This window comes from Dietzia sp. CQ4 (assembly GCF_014145125.1).
Lineage (GTDB): Bacteria > Actinomycetota > Actinomycetes > Mycobacteriales > Mycobacteriaceae > Dietzia > Dietzia natronolimnaea.
The window spans coordinates 1-20,748 of record NZ_JAALDZ010000030.1 but is presented as its reverse complement, the minus strand read 5'-3'; the positions used below and the strand labels follow the sequence as shown (position 1 = coordinate 20,748).

The 20,748-nt window shown below is 70.2% G+C and carries 18 protein-coding genes; 6 read left to right on the top strand and 12 right to left on the bottom strand.

Annotated elements, in window-relative coordinates:
• A partial coding sequence (locus G6031_RS02155; protein WP_182652294.1) for an SIP domain-containing protein occupies positions 1–485 on the top strand: 485 nt, incomplete at its 5' end.
• A 13-nt stretch (positions 486–498) separates the two neighbouring features.
• Here the strand turns inward: G6031_RS02155 and G6031_RS02150 are convergent.
• From G6031_RS02150 to G6031_RS02115, 8 genes are all read right to left on the bottom strand, one after another.
• Positions 499–1,218, bottom strand: coding sequence for a phosphodiesterase (locus G6031_RS02150; protein ID WP_187700890.1), 720 nt, complete (start codon positions 1,216–1,218; stop codon positions 499–501).
• 368 nt (positions 1,219–1,586) lie between these two features.
• Entirely contained in the window at positions 1,587–2,786 is a 1,200-nt protein-coding gene (locus G6031_RS02145; protein ID WP_182652293.1) for a Wadjet anti-phage system protein JetD domain-containing protein, read from the bottom strand.
• Positions 2,786–6,118: an ATP-binding protein gene (locus tag G6031_RS02140; RefSeq protein WP_182652292.1), complete on the bottom strand. Its 3,333-nt coding sequence runs from the start codon at positions 6,116–6,118 to the stop codon at positions 2,786–2,788. The genes G6031_RS02145 and G6031_RS02140 overlap by 1 nt, the downstream gene beginning before the upstream one ends.
• The gene (locus G6031_RS02135) at positions 6,108–6,821 is read right to left on the bottom strand and encodes a DUF4194 domain-containing protein (protein ID WP_346034464.1); all 714 of its coding nucleotides are present in this window, start codon (positions 6,819–6,821) and stop codon (positions 6,108–6,110) included. Before G6031_RS02135 ends, G6031_RS02140 begins: the two co-directional genes overlap by 11 nt.
• Positions 6,818–8,314, bottom strand: a complete 1,497-nt coding sequence (locus G6031_RS02130) for a DUF3375 domain-containing protein (RefSeq protein ID WP_182610149.1) — start codon at positions 8,312–8,314, stop codon at positions 6,818–6,820. Before G6031_RS02130 ends, G6031_RS02135 begins: the two co-directional genes overlap by 4 nt.
• Positions 8,315–8,457: 143 nt before the next feature.
• The gene (locus tag G6031_RS02125) at positions 8,458–9,057 is read right to left on the bottom strand and encodes an energy-coupling factor transporter transmembrane protein EcfT (protein ID WP_182652291.1); all 600 of its coding nucleotides are present in this window, start codon (positions 9,055–9,057) and stop codon (positions 8,458–8,460) included.
• Entirely contained in the window at positions 9,058–9,828 is a 771-nt protein-coding gene (locus G6031_RS02120) for an ABC transporter ATP-binding protein (protein WP_347238426.1), read from the bottom strand.
• Entirely contained in the window at positions 9,825–10,427 is a 603-nt protein-coding gene (locus tag G6031_RS02115) for a biotin transporter BioY (RefSeq protein WP_179525117.1), read from the bottom strand. Before G6031_RS02115 ends, G6031_RS02120 begins: the two co-directional genes overlap by 4 nt.
• Positions 10,428–10,595: 168 nt before the next feature.
• Here G6031_RS02115 and G6031_RS02110 point away from each other — a divergent pair, with 168 nt between their 5' ends.
• Positions 10,596–11,843: a hypothetical protein gene (locus G6031_RS02110; protein WP_182652290.1), complete on the top strand. Its 1,248-nt coding sequence runs from the start codon at positions 10,596–10,598 to the stop codon at positions 11,841–11,843.
• 45 nt (positions 11,844–11,888) lie between these two features.
• On the opposite strand, the gene G6031_RS02105 is transcribed toward G6031_RS02110, so the two are convergent.
• The 3 genes from G6031_RS02105 to G6031_RS02095 form a co-directional block, all read right to left on the bottom strand.
• Positions 11,889–12,434, bottom strand: a complete 546-nt coding sequence (locus G6031_RS02105; RefSeq protein WP_182652289.1) for a TetR/AcrR family transcriptional regulator — start codon at positions 12,432–12,434, stop codon at positions 11,889–11,891.
• A 77-nt stretch (positions 12,435–12,511) separates the two neighbouring features.
• Positions 12,512–13,216 (bottom strand): ABC transporter ATP-binding protein, encoded by a 705-nt coding sequence (locus G6031_RS02100; RefSeq protein ID WP_182652288.1) that lies wholly within the window; start codon positions 13,214–13,216, stop codon positions 12,512–12,514.
• Entirely contained in the window at positions 13,213–14,340 is a 1,128-nt protein-coding gene (locus tag G6031_RS02095) for an ABC transporter permease (RefSeq protein ID WP_182652287.1), read from the bottom strand. The genes G6031_RS02100 and G6031_RS02095 overlap by 4 nt, the downstream gene beginning before the upstream one ends.
• Before the next feature lie 156 nt (positions 14,341–14,496).
• On the opposite strand from G6031_RS02095, the gene G6031_RS02090 reads away from it, so the two are divergent.
• Positions 14,497–16,122, top strand: a complete 1,626-nt coding sequence (locus G6031_RS02090) for an ATP-binding domain-containing protein (RefSeq protein WP_179525122.1) — start codon at positions 14,497–14,499, stop codon at positions 16,120–16,122.
• Positions 16,123–16,218: 96 nt separating this feature from the next.
• Here the strand turns inward: G6031_RS02090 and G6031_RS02085 are convergent, their stop codons facing one another.
• Entirely contained in the window at positions 16,219–16,677 is a 459-nt protein-coding gene (locus G6031_RS02085) for an Hsp20/alpha crystallin family protein (protein WP_107756271.1), read from the bottom strand.
• Positions 16,678–17,047: 370 nt separating this feature from the next.
• On the opposite strand from G6031_RS02085, the gene sfnG reads away from it, so the two are divergent.
• The 3 genes from sfnG to G6031_RS02070 are packed head-to-tail and all read left to right on the top strand — an operon-like array spanning position 17,048 to position 20,679.
• The gene (gene sfnG, locus G6031_RS02080) at positions 17,048–18,223 is read left to right on the top strand and encodes a dimethylsulfone monooxygenase SfnG (protein WP_179525123.1); all 1,176 of its coding nucleotides are present in this window, start codon (positions 17,048–17,050) and stop codon (positions 18,221–18,223) included.
• Positions 18,224–18,274: 51 nt separating this feature from the next.
• Complete coding sequence (locus G6031_RS02075; protein WP_182652286.1) at positions 18,275–19,489, top strand: acyl-CoA dehydrogenase family protein; 1,215 nt, start codon at positions 18,275–18,277, stop codon at positions 19,487–19,489.
• Positions 19,489–20,679 carry an acyl-CoA dehydrogenase family protein gene (locus tag G6031_RS02070; protein ID WP_182652285.1) on the top strand — a complete coding sequence of 397 codons (1,191 nt, stop codon included), beginning with the start codon at positions 19,489–19,491 and terminating at the stop codon, positions 20,677–20,679. The genes G6031_RS02075 and G6031_RS02070 overlap by 1 nt, the downstream gene beginning before the upstream one ends.
• The last annotated feature ends 69 nt before the right edge of the window (positions 20,680–20,748 follow it).

Sequence of the window (20,748 nt, the reverse complement as noted above, 5' to 3'; positions counted from 1 at the left end):
CCCCGTGGGCGGCGTGGGCTCCCGGAGCCGCCGGCCGGGTGGTGTGCGCGGGTGACGAGACCGCGGCGCCGGCCCTGCTGTCCATCGCCGGGGAGCTGGCCGCGGAGCCACGGGGGACGAGAGAGGTCCGGATCGTCCTGGAGTTGCCGACACCGGCCGACGTGCGCGCGCTGTCGGCCGAGGCGCCGGAGACCGTCACCCTGCTCTCGCGGTCCGGTGAGCGGGGACACGCGCTCGTCCATCACCTCGCCGGACTGTTGGGCGTGGGTCAGGGATGCGTCGAGTCGGTCCTCGACGGGCGCCGTCCCGCCGAGCGGGAATGGCAGACGGCCACCACCGTCTCCGCCGGGGACCCGTATGTGTTCCTGGCCGGAGAGGCGGGGCTGGTCCGCGCGATGCGCCGCCTCGCCGTGGACGGCGCCGGGATCCCCAAGGGGGCCGTGTCGTTCATGGGCTACTGGCGCAGGGGTGCGGCCGAATCCTGAGCGCTCGGGCGGATCAGGTCGTCTCCGGGCCCTCGTCGGGCGCCGGGTACGACGGATCCCGCAACGCGCCGAGCAGACGCGGATACCGCGATCCGGGCAGGCGGTTCCCCACCGGATCGAAGTGCAGGTTCTCGTCGTCGTCCTCCCAGGTGTCCACCGTCACACGCCCGAGGGTCTCCCATCTGCCCAGCGGAGTGGCGTGCTGGAGGGTCCACGTGCCGCCGTCGCCTGTCGGGATGGCGGCCAACAACAGCTGCCGCCCGGCGACCCTGACGGGGAACATCGAGGTCATGGTGCGGCCGGTCGTGCGCCATCCCGTGGTCAGTACGTAACGACTGATCGGACCCAGGCCCGTGCTCGCGAGCAGGATGTCGACGGGGCGGTCGGCGTGGATGCGGATGGCCATCCCGCCGATGTCGGGGACGACGTCCGGCAGACCCACGGCGCGCGAGAAACGGATCGTCGCCGGCCACCTGCCCGTGATGTCCAGGAGCGGTGAACCGGTTCGGCCGACCCCGGTCACGCTCAGCGTCGCCTGGGCGACGATGCCCTTGGGGTGCAGGGCCTTGGGTCGTGCCAGGCGCGTCACCGCCGCCGCGACCCCGAAGACCGAACCGAGAAGACCCGCGACGGGGGACGAGCGCACGGCCACCTCCGCGGAAGCCTCCGGGCGACGGTCGACTGGGGCGTGGGCGGAGGTGCCGCGGGCGGTTCTCCGATGGGTGCGGGGCATGATCCCAACGATACTCAGCGCCGCGTCTCACACAGCGGCGCTACGTGCAGTGCTCGACCGACCGCGCCTCGTCCGCACCGCCGCGCCGACCGCGCCCCGCCGACCCCGCCCCGCCGAGTGGTCGATTCCGATCGCGTTTGCGCAGGGCGAATTCTCCCGCTCGGCGTACTTGCGACCACTCGCCGAAAAGGGTGGACTCGGCCCCGGAGTTGGGCGCGCCGATTGATCCAGTCATCGACCCTGCGGGCGACGCGACCCGATCACCGCAACTCACCGCGTCGCGTGAAGCGTTCAGAAGATGGTGGGCGAGTGGTGGGTCCGCGGACTGCCCTGACGACCCCAGGGGACCTGGCCGACGGTGTCCGGGCTCAGCTCCACACTGCGTGGAGGCGCGGGAGCGCCCAGTCCCAGGGGATGCGCTCCTGCTCGAGCCGGAGGTCCCCGCCGGTCGTCAGCGCCTCGAGCGCGTCGAGCTCATCCGGTGTGAGGCGCGATGGCGCGGCCCGGGTCGGCGAGGGGTCGGGCACCGCATACTCGCGCCATGCGTCCAGGGTCTCGGTGTCCATGAGAACGCTCACGGCGTGCGGGGCGTGATGGCGTAGACGGTCGAGGATCGCGAAGCCGTGCGAGTCGAGGTCGCCCCAGTACGCGATGTGAGCGCGGAGTGCCCAGGGCAGGACGGCGACGGCGTCGACCGCGAACCCCCGGCCGAACAACGCGACGGTCTCGGGGAGGTCCGGCAGGGCGAGGAAGGTGGTGAGGTTCTCGACGACGACGAGGTGAGGCGGTCCCCCCGAGGTACGCCACAGAGTGGCGAGCTGATCGACCGGGCTCTCGACGTCACGCAACGGGAACGCGATGTCCGGATCAAGCACCCTCATGCGGATGCGGACGTCCGGGCCCAGCAATCCCAGCCCGGTGGCCGTCCCGCGGACCGCGTCGTCGACGCCGGCCCGAGCGGCGTCGAGCACAACCTCGACCACCCGGGTCCGGGTCTCGATCCACTTGGTGTCGACCCCCGGGACCGCGATCTCGCGGGCACGACGCCCGGCGGTGGGGTTCGCGAGTGCCCAGCGGCACACTGCCAGGAGCTGGTCGAACGCGCCCTCCTCCCAGTCCTCCCAGGTGGCCGAGGTCTCTGCGGCGGCGCGGCGCAGCATGGAGTGATCGGGCCCGAGGTCGATGATCCGGAGCGTGCGGTTCAGCAGCCGAGCCCACCGCGACGCCCGGTCCGCGATGTGGGCGATGGTGTCGGCGCCGACCACTTCAACGCGTTGCGGGAGCGGTACGACCCCGAACCCGGGCAGGCGGCGGTCCGCCCAGGTCAGCCGGACATCGGGTCCTCCATGGGTGCTCTCGAACTCGCGCCATCGCCTGATCCACGCCGCTGTCCCACTGGGGTCTTCGGCTGCGTTCGCGGCGGTCGGCGGCGCCGTGCTGAACCGGACGACCTCGGCGTCCCCGCCGAAGGGGTCGGCGAGCCACCGACGGTGGACCCGGGCGAACCGGGTGGCACACGCGGCCGTCAGTTGGTCTGGGTCGCGCGGCTCCGAGCGGGTAGCCACCATCAGGCCTCGTCCCAGGTGACGCGCTCGATCCGGGAGTGGCTGCCGTCGTCGTTGCCCACCACCACGAGTCCGCCGATGTACGGCTCGAGGGTCTGCAGGAGCTTGAGCGGGGTGGCCAGGACCATGTGGAAACCGAAGTCGGTGAACACGTCCATCGCCCGACGCGTGTACTCGGGATCGGCGCGGTCGAACGCCTCGTCCAGAACGACCGTCCCGTAGCCGGGGACGTCGGCGTCGATGTCGGCCAGCTGGAAGCGCAGCGCCGCGGCGAGGCAGAAGAACACCAGCTTCTGCGCCTGCCCGCCGGACAGCCCGGACGAGGAATCGTGGTAGTTGGTCGGGGCGCCGTCGGCGTCGATTTCGATGCCGATGAACCCCACGTGCTTGCGGGTGTCCAGCACCGTCTGCCGCCAGCGACGGTCGCCGGCGTCCGCCGACCCGAGCTTGTCGAGCAGACGTGACATCACGGCGAAACCCGCCTCCGCGGCGTCCACGGTGCGGCTGTCGAGTGCGCCGGTCAGGGCCGTTTCCAGGTCACCGAGGAAGTCGGTGACGGTCTCCGAGCGCCGGTCCCGCACCTCGATCTGCAACCAGCGTCCCGACTGGAATTCCGATCGATGAAGGGACTCGTTGACGGGTCGGATCTTGGCTTCGATCTCCGACCGGGCCCGGCGGATGCGGCGGGCGAGCTCGCCCAGGTTGCGGGTCTGCATCTCGCCGATGAGGCCGAGGAAGCGTTCCTCGAAATCGGCCAACCTGTCCCGCCGCAGGCGGACGAGCACCTCCACCGCCTCACCGACGAACTCCGGGTCCGACTTGAGGTCGGCCTTCATCGTGGGCCAGATCTCGAGATATGAGGTGAGGATCGCCGTGATGCGCCGGTGGATGCGGTCGCGCTCGGTGGCGGTGGCCGACTGCTCCACCGCGATCGCGCGTTCGGCCCGCTGACACACGTCCTGCACGTTGTCGGCCGTCAGCCTGCGTGTGGCGGCGGACAGGCGCGCGTGGATCCGGTCGGCGGCGTCGGGATCGGCAGCACCGTGGGACTCTTCGGAGGCACTACGCTCGGCCAATTGCGCGAGGCGGGCCTGCAGCCCGGCGACGTGGTTCGCCGCGACTGCTCGGTCACCGGTGGCCGCATCGTATGTCGATTGCGCCCGCGACTGGAACTCCTCGGCATCACGTAGTTCCCGCTCCATCTCGGCAACCTCCGGGTGCGCCTCGCGCCACCGGTCGAGCCGCTCTCGGGCGTCGTCGGCCCGTCGTTGGGCGGTGGTCGAGTCGATCTCCTCCCACCGCAGTCCGCGGAGCGCAGCTCCCGCCTGCTGCCGGGAGCGTCGATCGGCGTCGAGGTTCTCCAGCGCCGCCCACCGGCTCTCCGCGGAGTCGATCCGGGACTGGATCTGATCGCGCCGAGCGGTGAGCGCCTCCACCTTGGCGTCGTTGAGACCACCCAGCTGGAAGACCGCCGGATCGTCGATGCTGCGTCGGTCGTCCTTCTCGAACCTCCGACCACGCTTGATGAGGCCGTGCAGGGTGACCGCCCGCTCCAGGGCGCCCAATTCGTCGGAGGACTCGACGCAGGTCAGGTCGAACTCGCTCGCGAGTCGACGACGCATCCACTGCTGGAACGGACCGGGGGCGGGCTCCATCTTTCGGACCAGGCTGTCCGGGCCGGTCCTCTTGGCAGGCGAGTCATCGGTGGTGTCGACGACCTCGTAGACCAGCCGAATGCCCAGATGCGTGTCGTTGACCGCGCGCGTGACCGCGGCGCGGAGATGGTCGGGGACGAGCATCGTCCGCGCGAAGCCGGAGAGCACTCGTTCGGCTGCCGGCCGCCACCTCGCATGCTCGGAGGACACATCGAGCAACTCGCCCGCGAACGGGAGTTCGCGGGGATTGGCCCCAGCCGCACGACAGACCAGGTCCCGCGCTGCCAAGAGGCGCGAATCAATGTTCGAGCGGTGACGGAGCAGCGCCTGGAGGTCGGCCGTCACACGGGCGAGGGTGCTCGACTCCTCGTTGAGGTCCCCGGCGACCTCGCGGAGCTTCTTCCGATCACGCGCTCGCTCGGCTTCCTGGTCCGCGTCGTCCCGGTCGAGCCTGGCGAGGAGGACGGCGAAGTCCTCGGCGGTGGCCGGAAGTGTGCCGCCGAGTCGCTCGAGCTCCGTGGCCGCCCGTTCGCGACGGGAGGTCACCGACGTTGCGTGGTCGAGCGCGCGGCCCAGCTCCCGCGCGAGCTCGTCGCGCCCGGCGCCCGCACTGCCCCGCAACCGGGAGCGGAGGTCGTCGCTGGTCGTTCTGGCTGAGTCGAGCTGATCACGGGCAGTGGCGACGGCGGCCTCGGCGGCGACGAGGGCTCCGCGCTCGGTCGACAGCTCCTCCTCGACCAGCGCGGTGGTAACGGCCACCTGCACGGCCGGGAAGGCCGAGCTCTCGGCGTCGAGTTCCTCGGCCCTCCCCAGCACCTGGATCCGTGAGGCACTCAGGTCCGCGAGCGGCTCGAGGTGAGAGATCTGTCTACGGACGTCGACCACCGACCGGTGCGCTTCCCGCAGTTCGGCGAACTGCTCGACAGCCCGGTCGGCCACGGCGAACGTGTCCGGCTCGTCGAGCATGAAGTCCCGGAAGAGCTGATCGAGGCTGGACAGGGATTTGGCGGACAGAGTCCGGTGGAGGAGCAACTGCGCGGCCTCCGACGCGATGCCCAGCCGGCGCCGGAACGCCGCGGCGAAGGCCGAATAGCTGTCGTGGAACCTGATGTCCGGGAACTCGCGCTTGAGCGCTCGCTTGTCGATCCCGTTGCGCAGGTGACCGAACATCTCCGTCAGATCAAGGGGGGAGTCGGAGGGGTGCTCGGCGACGCCGTGGAGGCGCTTGATCCCGGTCGCGGAGTTGTCGCCCGAACGGGCGTAGAGCAGGAGCAGCAGCGTCACACTGCTCCCCGTCCCGTTCGAGTAGGTGAGCGCGATGGCCGAGAAAGTGGCCTTGGGGCGAAGGTAGACGGAGGCGAGGTCGCCCGTCTCGCCGTCGGCCCCTCGGCGCCACGCGCCGCGGAGATACGAGACGAGCGTGCGCCCGGAGCCCCGGCCGGCCTCTTCCTGGGCCGCCGCATTGAACCGGAGGTGAGCGGGCGGGACGAGTACGGCGGAGACCGCGTCTATCAGGGTCGACTTGCCGGAGCCGGAACCGCCGGTGACCAGGAAGCCCTTCCTGGGGACCGCGACGTCGTGATACCCGTCGAGCGTGCCCCAGTTGCACACCTGGATTCGCGAGAGCCGCCTCTGCCCGGGGTGCTCCGGCATACCGGGCAACTTCAGATCATCCGGCATCGTCGTCCGCCTCGTCGTCGTCGAACAGGGAGGCGCCCTCGTCGGAGGCATCGCCGTGCGCGGCGATCAACCCCCGGTACTCGTCGCGGATACCCGCCACCACGTCGGCATCGAAGAGGTGCCGGAGGACCGGAGACACCTCGGCACGTCCCTCGGTCTCGGTCTCGGTGAGCAGCGAGTACGTCTTGAGCCGGTTCCACGAGGCGTCGAACTTTCGGGTGTAGCGGGCCCGGTCGGAGTCGATCACCTGGCGATAGACGTCGATCTGTTCGGCGACGTCGGTGCGGTCGACGATCACCCGTTCGCCGGGCTGGGCCACTGACAACTCCGACCGCAGGTGCAGGAGTAGGACGGTGTCCATATGGGAGAGGGTCTCGGTTCGGAGTACAGCGGGTACCTCGACGTGGACGGAGGTGTCGACCTGACGGGTGAACGCGATCCCGGCGTCGTGGTCCAGGACAAGGTCGAGGAACACGTCCGCGAGCCTTGAGCGGAGCGCGGGCTCGTCGGACACGACCGCTGCCCAGATCTCCGGCTGGCGATGCGCCTGCACCAGTGGACCCGTGAGCAGGCGGGCGAGCGCGCGTCGGGACGCGAAGGACAGCGTCCCGGTGTCTCCGGGCCACAACGCCTCGCGGTCGTCGGCCGGGGCATCGGTCGACGCGGCGGTGGGCGGGGCACCGTCTCCCGGGGGAGCCGTCACGTGTTCTCCTCGTTCGATCGGTCGGCGGTGAACACCAGCGTAGGGATCCGGGCGGTGTGCTCGGAACCGGCCGCGCCTGTCCACGTGATGGTCTCCGTCGCGTCCGGGGCGTCCGGTGGGGCCTGCACGTGGCCCCTGATGGCCAGGTTGAGCAGGCCCACCACACTGGCCACGCCCTGGGTGGCGGGGTGTTCGCGCAGGACGGTGCCGATGGACGACGGTCCGAGTCGGCTCACCACGTCGTCGACATGGGCGCGGAGTTCGACCTCGTCGATCTCCGAGGCGCGCACGAGCGCGGTGAGTGCGGAGAGGTCGGCCATGCCCGTGTCGTGGTGGGAGACCTCCGCCGCCACGCGTTCCTCCCCGGGGTTCCTCAGGCGCAGGGCGCTCACCGATCGGACGGACATGCCGATCCGGCGGAGCGGGACGGACATCGACGTGGTCGGTCGGGCAGCATTCGTCCTGCTGGCTTCGGCCGCGGCGGACCGGGCTGACCGGATCAGGGCGATCATCTGACGGTGTTCGACGTAGGCATCGGTCGCGACGAAGTGCCGAAGGCTCCGCGACAGGGACGTGAGGACACCGTTGACCTCGGCGCCCGCCAATTCCATCTCCTCGAACAGCGAGCGCAGTTCGCGGCGCGCGGCCGGCGGGAGGTCCGCCACCTGCGGTCGGCTCAGGATGTCGTTGATCCACGCGTCGACCGAGGCGGAGCGCTCGGGGTCGAGGAGGACCGAGTAGAACGACGAGAAACTCCGACCCGCCTCCGAGTCACCGATGAGATCGACACCCCCGAAGACCGCGTCGAGCACGTCGCCGCGGGCACCGTCCTGGTCCAGGAGACGACGACGAAGATCCTGGTTGAGCGAGTCGAACTCAGCGCGGACCCGTGCGAAGTCGGCGGGGATGTCGTCCGCGCCGTGCAGGATCTCGGCCACCTTCTCCCGGACCTGCTCGGGATCCGCGAGTTCGACCTCGCCCGCCTCGACGCGTGCGATCGCGGCATCGATCCGCTCCCGCTCCCGGGTGAGGGACGCGAGTCGGCCCTGGATCGATGGATCGGTGTCCCGGGCGAGGTCCTCGAGCTGGCGGGTCAGAGTCTCGACCCGTGACACGGTGAGTCCGCGACGCGGGGTCTGCAGACCGTCGAGGAAGTCCACGGCCACCAGGGCTGACTGTGTGGGCTCTACCGTCTCGCCGGTCGCGGCGGTTCCTGGACGCCTGAGCATCCAGCCGGCGTCCACCCACGCCCGCACGTAGGACTGTGCGGTCCCGGGAAGATCCGCACCGGAGTCGCGCACCGCCAGCAACGTCCTGTCGAGGAACTCGTAGAGCTCCGCTGACGGTACCCGGCGGGAGGAGCCCTCGAACATCTCCCTCAGAACCGCCACAATCAGCGGCCAAAGCGGGCTGCGCAGCAGCGCGAGGGTCGGAGACTCCGCGTTCAGCCGGGTCAGGGCAAAGAAGCGGGCCAGCGCGGACATGGCGTTCATGGTGGCATGTGGGTACGACGCCAGCGGCAGCGAGTGGTCGATTTCGATCGCGTTTGCCCAGGGCGAATTCTCCCGCTCGGCGTATTTGCGACCACTCGCCGAGGAGGGTGGGCTCGGCCCCGGAGTTCGCCCCGCCGGGGCGCTCAGTCGTCGACGCCGCGGGCCGCCAACGCGTCGCCGAGCTGGTCGGCCGTGGTGAGCGCCCCGAGGACGGTGGGTACGACCAGCGCCCTGATCGACATGCCCAGACCGCGCGCCCTGCGGGCCTCGGTCACCTGCCGGAGCTGCCGGGCGAGCAGGGGGATCGCCCGGATCGTCAGGACCAGTACGAGCGCCACCCGATCCGGCGAGACCCCGACGCGGCGCAGTGGCTGGGCGGCCCTGGTGACCGCGTCGAGCATGTCCGAGACCCTGGTGGTCAGCGCGACGAGGCCCGCCACCGCCACCGCCACCAGAAGCGCACCGCTCACGCGCAGAGCGGTGTCGAGGTCGGCGACGATCCACTGCAACACCAGGATCGCGAGCAACATCGGCAGCACCGGACGCACCTGGTCCCAGGCGGCGCGCGGCCGGATGCGCCCGATCGCATAGAGCGCCGCGGCGAACCCCAGCGCGGGCAGCACGTGCCAGGCGTCCCGCACCGACAGCGACACCGCGAGGATCAGCGCGCAGACCAGGAGGATCTTCAGGCCCGCCGGCAGGCGGTGGAGCAGCGAGTGCCCGGGTTGGTAGGTGGCGAACACCTAGACCCCCGGCCCCGAAGCGGTATCCGATCCCGATCCCGATCCGGTACCCGAGCCCGGACGCAGCGCGATCCGGCGGTACCCCGACAGCGCGGCCGCGGGGGCGTCGTCGATCACCACCCGGCCGCCGTCCACCACCAGCACGCGGTCGAAGTCGGCCACCAGGTCCAGGTCGTGGGTCACCACCACGAGCTGCTGGGGGAGTCCGGCGAAGGTCTCGGCCACCAGCGCGCGGTTGCGCAGGTCTAGCAGGGTGGTGGGTTCGTCGGCCACGATCACCAAGGGCTCGATCACCAGCACCGCCGCCAGGGCGAGTAGTTGCTTCTGACCGCCGGACAGGAGGTGGCAGGGGTGGTCGGCGTGATCGGAGAGGTTGTAGGTGGCGAGTACCTGGTCGACCCGTCGTCGTCGATCCTCGCGGTTCAGGCCCGATCGGCGCAGGGAGAACTCGACGTCCTCCGCCACGGTGGGCATGACGATCTGGGTGTCGGGATCGGTGAAGCAGAAGCCGACCCGGCGGCGCACCTGCGCGCCCTTGCGGCGCGTGTCGAGGCCGTCGACGGTCACCGTGCCCGAGGTGGGGACGACCAGCCCGTTGATCATCCGCGCGAGCGTCGACTTGCCCCCGCCGTTGACGCCGACGATCCCGATTCGCCGCTCGGACAGCACGAGATCGATGTCGGCGAGGACGGTCCGGTCACCGTAGGCGTGGTTGACGCCATCGAAGCGGATCTCGGTGCCTCGGTCGTCGGCCACGCGGGGGTCGGTCACGCGGGGGTCGGACGACGCCCACGCAGCGGGGCGATCAGACCGGGCCGCGCCTTGTGGACCTGCACGGCGACGACCGCCGTGATGACCGCCTTGACGAGGTCGCCGGGGAGGAAGACGCCGTTCGCCGCGATCGCGGCCGTCAAGGTCAGCTCGGTGCGGATCAGCATGCCCACCACGCCGAAGGCGTAGATGACCACGATGCCGCCGAGGATGTTGATGAGCAGCCCGGGGATCAGCCGGTACCGCGGCATCAGCATCGCGGTGAGCAGGCCGATCACGACGACGGCCGGGAGCCAGCCGATGAGGAAACCCGCGGTGGGACTGGCCAGCGCGGTGAGGGTGGTGCGACCGCCGGCGAGGACGGGCAGCGCGAGACCGATCACGATCACCGCGAGGACCGACAGCAGTCCCTTGCGCCAGCCCAGAAGGGCGCCGGCGAGCATGACGCCGAGCGTCTGCAGCGTGATCGGCACCCCGGCGGAGCCGATGCTGATCTGACCGGGGAGACCGAGGACGACGATGAGGGCGGCGAACACCGCGATCTGGGCGAGATCTCGGGTTGCGCTCCGGGCCGGGGCCTGATCGATGGAGGTGCTCACGTGGACTTCCTTGTCACCTGGAAAGCTGATCGACGATGGACGGGGTTCATTGTTGCCCCTGTCACCCCGAACCGCCTCATCGGGGTGGGCGGCTCCGCGTGTCCGGTCGCGGGCCCGGCGGGACTGGCTTAGAGTGACCTGAATCACATCCAGCGGTTCGGGGGACCAGTGACGACTCGATCCCAACGCGTCTTCGGCGAGGTCATCGCCGCATTCCTCGTGGCAGTCCTGGCGTTCGTACACCTGCCGGCCCACGTCAGCGCGCAACCCTATGCCGTCTACCTGGACGTCGCGGCCGACAACCCGCACGGTGAGTCGGCGGGAGGCTTCTCCACCTCCATGACCACCGATCGCGACGAGTTGGGGGCGGCGCTGGACGTGGTGCGGGCCGCGGGCGTGGCGCCGGAGCGATACGGGACCCTGGCCCGTCAGTACTGGCTGGTCGTCGGTGCCCAGAACGCGGGGATCGACCTCGACGAGTGGGAGCCGGCCCGGGGGCTGGAGGCGAACCTGGAGACGGTCGACAACGTGTACGTGAACTACCTGCGGCTGTACAACTCCCACGACGGGTTCTGGTGGACCGGGATGGCCGGGCTGGCCGGGATGTCGTTCGCCGCCGGGTTCTGGGACCTCGACGAGGTGGGGGGCGTGCTCAGCGTGCCCGGGGTGCACGAGGTGGGGACCGGGGTCGGTGACGCCCTCGGTGGAGTGCCGTGGGAGCTGGCGGCCGGGATGCCGCGCGACGTGAGATTATTGGCCACCGCGGGTCCGACGCTCACGCGACCGGACGTGGACTGGTACCTGCACCGGCTGCTGATCATGCAGCGCAACATCTTCATGGACATGGTCCCGATGCACGAGGCCTACCTGGCAGGGGGGTTGCCGGCGGTCAGGGAACTCGCGGCGGGCGGGGCGTATGACGAGTACGCGATCGAGGCCTGGCGGAGACTCGACGAGGGCTCACCGGACGGCAGGTCGGAGGCGCTGCTGCGGATGGCGTCGCGGGAGCAGAACCAGATCATCGCCGACCAGTGGGACGCGACGGCGGCCGGCCGAGGGGACGTCGGTCGGGTGCTCACCTACATCACCACGGTGGGCGGCTCCCCCGATATCCCCGGGGCCTCCACCCTGGGTGGGTTCCGCCCGCTGTCGGTGCGCGCGGACGTCAACGGCCGGCCGACGGTGCTGCACACCCCGCTGCCCGCGTTCAACTGGGCCGACAGGGAACCGCGCTGGGAGTACATCGAGCAGGATCTCGTGCCGGCGTTCCGGTCGCTCGTGCGCGACCGGCCGGCGGAGGCACCGGGCTACCTGGACGTGGGCTTCCGGCCGCGGGCCGAGCAGAACCGGATCCTCGCGCGGCTGCCGGTATTCGCCGGGCAGATGACGACGGGGTGGGCGATCGGGCCGGGGTGACGCGCGATGGTGGGACACGACCCCGTCGCCGTGCCACCTCGCCTTTCACCCGGGCGGATCGATCAGGGCGTCCACCGCGGTGAGTACCTCGTCCAGTGGCCGCCCGCCCTCGATGAGTTCGGAGGCCTTGAACGTCACGGCCATGACCAGCTCGGTGGTCAACTGTGGATCGGATCGGGAGGACTCGGCGAGCGATTCGCGCAGTGGGGTGGTCATCTCGGTGTGCATCCGGGTCAGCCGCTCGCGCGCCGGGCCGTCGGGGAGCTGCGCGGCCAGCGCGGTGAGGATCGCGTGGTCACCGGCGGCGACCAGATCCAGGGTGGTGTGCACGTAGGCCACGACCCCCCGGCGGCCGCCGCCTGCGTCACGCACAGCTCCCGTGACGGTGTCGATCCACCGTGGCATGAGGTCCTCCGCCACGGCGACGACCAACTCCGCGCGCGAGGAGAAGTAGGTGTAGAAGTTCGACCGTGTCATGCCCGCCCGGGTGGTCAGCTCGTTGATGTCGGGAGGGGTACCGGGGGCCTCGGAGAGCATCGACCGGGCCGCGTCGAGCAGGGCCCGACGCTTGGCGTCCCGGTGTTCGCCCACGGTGGGGGCGTCGATACGTGGAATGTCGGTCTCCCGTCACCTTCTCGGCGGAGGCCCGATCATACGTGTCCATCAGGTCACACGTGCGCGTGCAGCCGCCCGTCGACCATCTCCAGGACCCGGTCGCAGTGTTCGAGGATCTCGTGGTCGTGCGTGACCAGAACCGTCGCGACGCCGTTCTGATGGGTCTCTTCCGCGAGCAGACGCACCACGTCGTGGCTGGTCCTGCGATCCAGCGCGGCGGTGGGTTCGTCCACCAGCAGCAGATCGGGCGAGGACATCAGGGCGCGGGCGATGCCCACCCGCTGACGCTCGCCGCCGGACATGGTGGCCGGGCGGCGGCGCGCGCGGTGGGTCAGACCGACGGCCTCGAGCAGGTGGTCGGGATCGCGACGCCGGGACCGGTCTCCGCCGAGTGTTCCCACGAGCCGGAGTTGGTCGCGCGCGGTGAGAGCGGGCACCAGGTTGCCGGACTGGAACACGAACCCGACGTGGTCGCGCCGGAACCGGGTGAGGTCCCGGCGACCGAGACCGGTGATGTCGCGGCCGCCCACCTCGACGGTGCCTGAGGTCGGGGACAGCAGTCCGCCGGCCACGGCCAGGAGGCTCGACTTGCCCGCTCCGGAGGGGCCGACCACGGCCAGGACCTCGCCACGGGCCACCTCGACGTCGATACCGGCCAGCGCGTAGACGGTCTGGTCGCCGTCCCGGAAGGTCAACTCGACACCGCTCAGGCGAAGGCCCGGGGCGGAGGCGTCGCGGGTGTGTGTGGTGGTGGTCATCGGTTCTCTCCCAGTGCGCTGTGCGGGTCGACGGCGGTGATGCGGATGGTGGCGAGGGTGGCGCCGACCAGTCCCAGAGTCAGGAGGAGGGCGGCTCCGAGTGCGATGGGTCCGGTCTCGAGGGCGAACGGCATGCCGGTGCCCACCAGGATCGACCCCACTCCCACGCCGATGGCCACACCGACCGCGATGGACCCCGCCAGCAGGATGAAGGCCTGCCCGATCGCGTCGCCCAGGAGTCGCACGGTCGAGGCGCCCATGGCGCGCAGGACAGCGATCTCGCGGGATCGCTGGACGGTGAGGATGGCGAAGAACGCACCGACGACCAGCGCTGAGATGGCGTACAGGAACCAGGTGATCATCGACATCGTCATCATCTCGGCCTGGTATCCGGGCGAGGAGTCGAACGACTCCTCCAGGGTGCGCGCCGAGGTGTCGGCCGCGGCATCGCCGGTGGCCAGGTCGGGCAACTCGCCGTCGACCCCGGCGAGGGCCACGACGCTGTACTCCTCACGGGCGCCGGCGCGCGACTCCTCGCCGAAGCGGGTGCCGGCGTGCACGTCCTGCCACGTGGCCAGGGTGGTGAAGGCCATGTCGACGTGGCCGAAGGTGTGCTGGGCGGCCGCGATGCCGACGACCTCGAGGGGGATCCCCAGTCGGTCGACCGTCACCGTGTCGCCCGGGCCGACGGAATCGGCGGCGGTGGCGCTGATGAGGATCTCCCCGTCGGACGCGGGCGCCCGGCCCTCGGCCACCTCGGGAACGAGCGGGCCCTCTGGGTCCGCGCCGATGAGGGTGAGGTCCACCGGGGTCCCGGAGGAGGTCCTGGCGTTGATGATCGACAGACCCATCGGTGTGGCCACCGACACGTCGGGTCGTGCGGCCCAGGCCTCGACCTGGTCGGGCCCGACCACGGATCGGGTGAACGCCGAGTCGGTGCGGGTCTCGGGAGCGAACGCGACGGCCTGGACGGGCATGCGCTGCAGGCCGGAGACGCCGTCGTTGACCAGTCCCGAGGACAGCCCGGCGAGGAGAACCATGAGGACGCTGATCAGGGCCACGACGGAGCCCATCAGGGTGAATCGGGATCGCGCGAAGGTCAGTTCGCGTAGGGCGAGAAACATGGAGGCCTTCCGGCATCGACATCGGGAACGGGGAAGATGCTAACACCATGTCAGTATCATGCTGACACGGTGTCGCGAAGGTCTCACCGCGGTGCGGTGTCGGCAGGACCCGGCGATTCGACCCGATCCGCAGGCGCGGGCGGGTACTCCTGGAACATGCCCCGCGTCATTCCCGACACTCCCGTCTACGGCCACCCCTCCGAGGAGAAGGTCGTCGAGCTCCTGCGCGATCAACTCTCCGACGACAGCCTGATCGTGGTGGGGCAGCGCGTCTCCACCGCGGAGAAGGAGCACGAGGTGGACGTCCTCGTGGCCATGCCCGGGGCGGGGATCGTGGCGATGGAGATCAAGGCGGGATCGATCACGATCGAGGACGGCCGGTGGCGACAGGGGACCGGCGGCAAGCAGCACACGATCGATCCCGTCACCCAGTGTCGAGATGCCCTCTACGCCCTGCGTGGTCATGTCGACGCGGACCCACGATGGCCGCGGCAGCACCAGCGCTGGACCCACATGCTGGTCTTCCCCCACGCTTCGATCCCGGGGGATTTCGCACGTCCCGACATACAGCGCGAACGAATCGTCGATCGTGATCAACTCGACCAGCTCGCCACCCTCGCCTACCGTCTCGCGCGGAACTCCGGGCCGAGGGATCGACCCTTCCTCGCCGCGGACACCGTCACCCGCCTCGCGGACGTCCTCGGCGGCCGGGGACTGCCGCAGCGGGATGTGGTGGCCCGCGCCGCGGAGAACGCCGACATCGCCGACGCGCTCACCCGCGAGCAATCGGTGCTCCTCCGGGCGGTCGACGCGCTGCCGCGCGTGGAGATCCGTGGTGGCGCGGGCAGCGGCAAGACCTACCTCGCACTCGAGCAGGCGCGGCGTCTGTCGAGGGCCGGGCAGCGCGTCGCGTTGATCTGCTACTCGCACGGCCTCGCGGGATACCTCAGACGCGTCACGAGCGGATGGACGAGACGCGAACGGCCTGCGTACGTGGGGGAGTTCCACGCGCTGGGCGTCGAGTGGGGCGCTCCTGCCGGGCCCGACGAGCGGGTGCGGTCCGAGGAGACGGTCCGGTGGTGGGAGGAGGAGCTCCCGCGCCTCATGGCGGAGCTCGCCGACGAACTGCCCGACGGCAAGAGGTTCGACGCCGTGATCGTGGACGAGGCCCAGGACTTCGCCGACAGCTGGTGGCGTCCGGTGATCGGTGCACTGCGCGATCGTGAGCTCGGCCGTCTCATGATCGTCGGCGACGCCGGGCAGAGCGTGTTCCAGCGGACCGGTCGGCCGCCCGTCGACCTGGTGCCGCTGGTGCTCGATCACAATCTGCGTAACACGCGTCAGATCGCCAGTGCCTTCCTGCCCCTGGTGGGACAACGGATGGAGCTGCGCGGCGGCTCGGGGCCCGCGGTCCGTTACGTCGAGGTGCCGGAGGGCGCCGACCCCGTGTCGGCCGGCGACGACGAGGCCATGCGACTGCTCGACGAGGGCTGGGAACCGCGGGACGTCGCGTTGTTGACCACCGGATCGCGGCACCCGATGCAGGTCGAGTTGCAGGAAGGCGGGAATGACACCTACTGGGAGACGTTCTGGAGTGGCGAGGACATCTTCTACGGCCACGTGCTCGGGTTCAAGGGCCTGGAGCGCCGCGCCGTGGTGCTGGTGTGCAACCACCACGACGGCATGGACCGGGTCCGCGAGAGGGTGTACGTGGGGCTGTCCCGGGCGACGGATGTACTGGTGGTGGTGGGTGATCCCGGTGCGCCGTGCGGCGGCAGGTGAGCGCGTGGACGCGGCCGGGGTGCGCGAGCCGGATGAGAACCACCGCCCGGCCTGGTGGGGGGCCGGGCGGTGGTCAGGTGGACACGAGAACCGCGGTCAGCTCCCGAGGTCGGCGGAACCCTCGACGATCTCTGCCTGCTCGGCCTTCCGGGCGCCGTGGGAGACGGAGATCTTGCGCGGCTGGGCCTCCTCGGCCACGGGGATCACCAGGCGCAGCACGCCGTCGCTGTAGTCGGCCTCGATCTTGTCGGTCGCCAGGCCCTTGCCCAGGGCGAGCTGCCGGGCGAAGGTGCCCGACTGACGCTCATGCATGAGCCACTGGGCATCACCCTCCGCGGGCGCGCGGCGTTCGGCACGGACGGTGAGCGTGCGGTCCTCCACGTCGATGTCGATGCTGGAGGGATCGACGCCCGGCAGGTCGATGAGGCCCACGAAGCGATCGCCCTCCTTGTACAGGTCCATCGGCAGCGAGGTGGAGGCGGTCGCGCTGCGCAGCCCCTCGCCCAGGAGGCGATCGAGCTCACGGAACGGATCGAAACGGGTGGTGGTGGCCATGATGGTCTCCTTCAGGACTGGTCGGGATGCGCCCGGCGTCTCCGGGATCGCACACGGTTCAACTCACCGCCGTAGTTGAGTATTCCCGACTCAGGTCTCGGAGTTGTCTCAGTCGGATACAGGCGGGACCCGATGATTCAGACGTGGCGCGCGCGTCGTGACGCCGGGTTCTCCGACACTGTCGGGGGGCGGCTCCTGATCCCGGCGATCCACTGCCAATAGCACCACCGAGATTCGAATCGTCGACGTCGGCGGCCTCAGTGCGCAGACTTACCGCACGGCCGCAGCACCGGTGAGGCGAGGACCTCGATCGCCCGGTGAGCCGGTGCGCTTTCGTCCCCGACCAACTCGTGAGGAGTCCTGATCAGCCATGCCCGAAATCAGTCCTGAGCAACAGTTCGAGACCGCCGCCGCACCACTGCAGTTCGCCTACTGGGTGCCCAACGTGAGCGGAGGGCTGGTCGTGTCGACGATCGAGCAGCGTACCGACTGGAGTTACGACTACAACCGGCGTCTGGCGGTCGCCGCGGAGAACAACGGGTTCGACTACGCGCTCACCCAGGTCCGGTACATCGCGTCCTACGGAGCCGCGTACCAGCAGGAGTCGACGAGTTTCTCGTTGGCGCTGCTTCTCGCGACCGAGCGGTTGAAGGTCATCGCCGCTGTCCACCCGGGATTGTGGCAACCGGGTGTCCTGGCGAAGTGGCTCGCCACCGCGGACCATCTCTCGAACGGCCGCGCCGCGGTCAACGTGGTGTCCGGCTGGTTCAAGGACGAGTTCACCAAGCTGGGTGAGCCGTGGCTGGAACACGACGAGCGATACCGCCGAGCCGAGGAGTTCATCAGATACCTCCGCACCATCTGGACCGACGACCACGCGGAGTTCACCGGCGACTTCTACCGCCTGCACGACTTCGACCTCAGACCGAAGCCGCTCGACGTTCCGGGCCGGCCCCATCCCGAGATCTTCCAGGGTGGGAACTCCACGGCCGCCCGGGCCATGGCCGGCCGGGTCTCCGACTGGTACTTCAGCAACGGCAAGGACTTCGACGGACTCACCGAGCAGGTGGTCGAGGTGACCACCGAGGCCGCCCTGCACGGTCGCACCGTCAAGTTCGGGCTCAACGGCTTTCTCATCGGTCGCGACTCCGAGGTCGAGGCCCGCGATGTCCTCCGCGAGATCGTCGCCAAGGCCGACCGCGAGGCGGTCGAGGGGTTCGGATCCGCCGTCAGACAGGCCGGGAGTGCGACCGGCGACGGCAAGGGGATGTGGCAGGACTCTGAGTTCTCGGACCTCGTGCAGTACAACGACGGCTTCCGGACCGGACTCATCGGCACCCCCGAGCAGATCGCCGAGCGGATCGTCGCCTACAAGACGCGGGGTGTGAACCTCTTCCTCCTCGGTTTCCTGCACTGCATCGACGACGTGGAGTACTTCGGTGCCACCATCCTTCCGCTCGTCCGCGAACTCGAGGCAGACCTGCTCGCCAGCGGGCGGCTCGAGTCCGAACTCGCCCGTAACGGCGTCCTCGTCCCCGCCACCTGACACGACTCAGCCCGAGCCCACCCGTTCCCCGATCACAGAAGGACGACACCGATGACATCCACCATCAACTCAGGGCAGCGCACCTCCGGCGACCAGGCCGCATTCGACGACGCTCTCCGGCGGGCCGATCTGGTCGCCGCGGAACTGGGCGTGACCGCGGCTGAACGTGACCGCGCGAACGCCGCGCCCACCGCCGAGATCGACCTGCTCCGCCGGCACGACCTGCTGCAGGTGGGCGAGCCCGTCGAGTTCGGCGGCTCGGGACTGGATTTCGCACAGTCTCAGCACATCACCCGCCGTATCGCGCGCGGCGACACCTCCATCGCCCACCTCATCGGGTATCACTACGCCCAACAGCGGATCCCGCACCTGTTCGGTACGCCCGAGCAGGGCGAGGCACTCTCACGACGCAACGCGGAGGAGAAGCTGTTCTGGGGCGGCGTCCAGAACCCGCGGGGAGCCGACGGCCTGGAGCTCACCCGTGACGGCGACGCCTTCCGGCTGAACGGGCGCCGGACATTCGCATCGGGCGCGAGCGTGGCCGACCATCTCTCGGTCACCGCGTCGTTCCAGGGCGACCTGGTGTTCCTCACCCTGCCCACCGATCGCCCCGGGTTCGAGCCCGACGGCGACTGGGACGCCATCGGCCAACGGCTGACCGACTCCGGAGGAGTCGAATTCCGCAATACCCGGGTGGAACGCCACGAGATCCTGGGCGATCCGGACTCCCCGCCCGGGTTCTCGCCGTATCAGACGCTGGTGACACCGCACTGGCAGCTGGCGTTCGTCAACTTCTACATCGGCACCGCCGAGGGTGCGTTCACCGAGGCGCTCGACTGGACGAGACTCAACGCGAGCCCGTGGGAGACCTCCGGACTCGACTCGGCGACCGAGGACCCGTACATCCTTGAACTGATCGGTGAACAACGGGCACGGATCACCGGCGCGGCTCTGTTGGCCGACCGGGCCGGTGCCGCCTTGCAGCAGGCTCTGGACTTCGGCCCGGGCCTCAGTGCGGAGCAACGCGCCGAGACCGCGATCGCGATCGCGGAAGCCAAGTTCGTCACCACCAAGGTCTCGCTCGAGGTGGCCTCGCGCCTGTTCGAGATCCAGGGAGCACGGGCCACGTCCAGTACCTACGGCTTCGACCGGCACTGGCGGAACCTGCGCACCCACACGGTGCACGACCCGGTGGCCTACAAGGCGCGAGAGATCGGGGACTGGACGTTGAACCACACCGCTCCGGCCATCACCCTGTACAGCTGATGGCGCTCGTCGTCAGCGAAAGAGAAGCCATCACGAGCGAGTCCGCCATCGCCACGGCGCGCGCGCTCGCCCCCGCCGTCGCCGCGGGTGCGAGCGTGCGTGATGCCGAGAAGGCGCTGCCCGTCGAGCAGGTGGAGGCGCTGTCAGCCGCAGGCCTGTTCGCACTGACGGTACCCACGGAGTACGGGGGTCCGGGTCTACCCGTCTCCACCGTCGCGGCGGTCACCGCCACGATCGCCGCCGCCGACGGGAGCCTCGCACAGATCCCGCAGAGCCATTTCACGTTCCTCGACGCCGCTTGGCGCGGGGGTTCGGACGTCCCGCGGCGATCATTGTCCGAGCGTGTGCTTCATGGTGCCCTGGTCGCCAACGCCCAGACCGAACTCGGGGGAAGGACGACGCGGGACGATTCCACCGCACTTCGCCGCAGCACGGGACGGCTGGTGCTCTCGGGCACCAAGTTCTACTGCACCGGTGCGATCTTCGCGGACATCCTGGCGGTGCGGGCGCTCGGGCCGGACGGCGGCAGCGTCATCGCCTATGTTCCGGCGGGCGCGGAAGGGGTGACCATCGGCACCGACTGGGACGCCTTCGGTCAACGCACCACCAGTAGCGGAACGGTCGACCTGGACGACGTGGTGGTGGATCCGGATCTGGTGCTGGACTACACGGGGCTCCTGGCCCGGCCGAGCACGTACGGGACCCGCGCGCAACTGCTGCACGCGGCGATCGACACGGGGCTCGCGCGGGGTGCGGTCGACACGATCGCCGGCCTCGCCGAGAAGGCCAGGCCGTGGTTCGAGGCCGCTGTCGACCGGGCGGCCGACGATCCGCTCCTCATCGCCCAGGCCGGTGACCTCGAGCTGGCCGTGCGGTCGGCGGAGGCACTACTCGTGGTGGCGGGGGAGCGGATCCACCACGCCGAGACCACACCCGGTGCCGGGGCCGTCGCTGAGGCGTCCCTGGCCACGGCCGCCGCGAAGGTGGCCGCGGGTCGAGCTGCGCGTCGGGCGGGTTCGGAGCTGTTCGACTTCGGAGGCACGCGCACCGCCGCCGGATCGGCCAACCTGTCCCGGTACTGGCGCGACGCCCGAACCCACACCCTTCATGATCCGGAGAGGTGGAAGCTCCACCACCTGGGCCGGTGGGCCCTGGACAGGGTTCGGCCGCCCAGCCACGGCACCTTCTGACCGGGGCTCGGGTGCGGACGTGGCAGGGCCCGGCCACCCTGGATGGTGGCCGGGCCCTGCCGCGGTGCG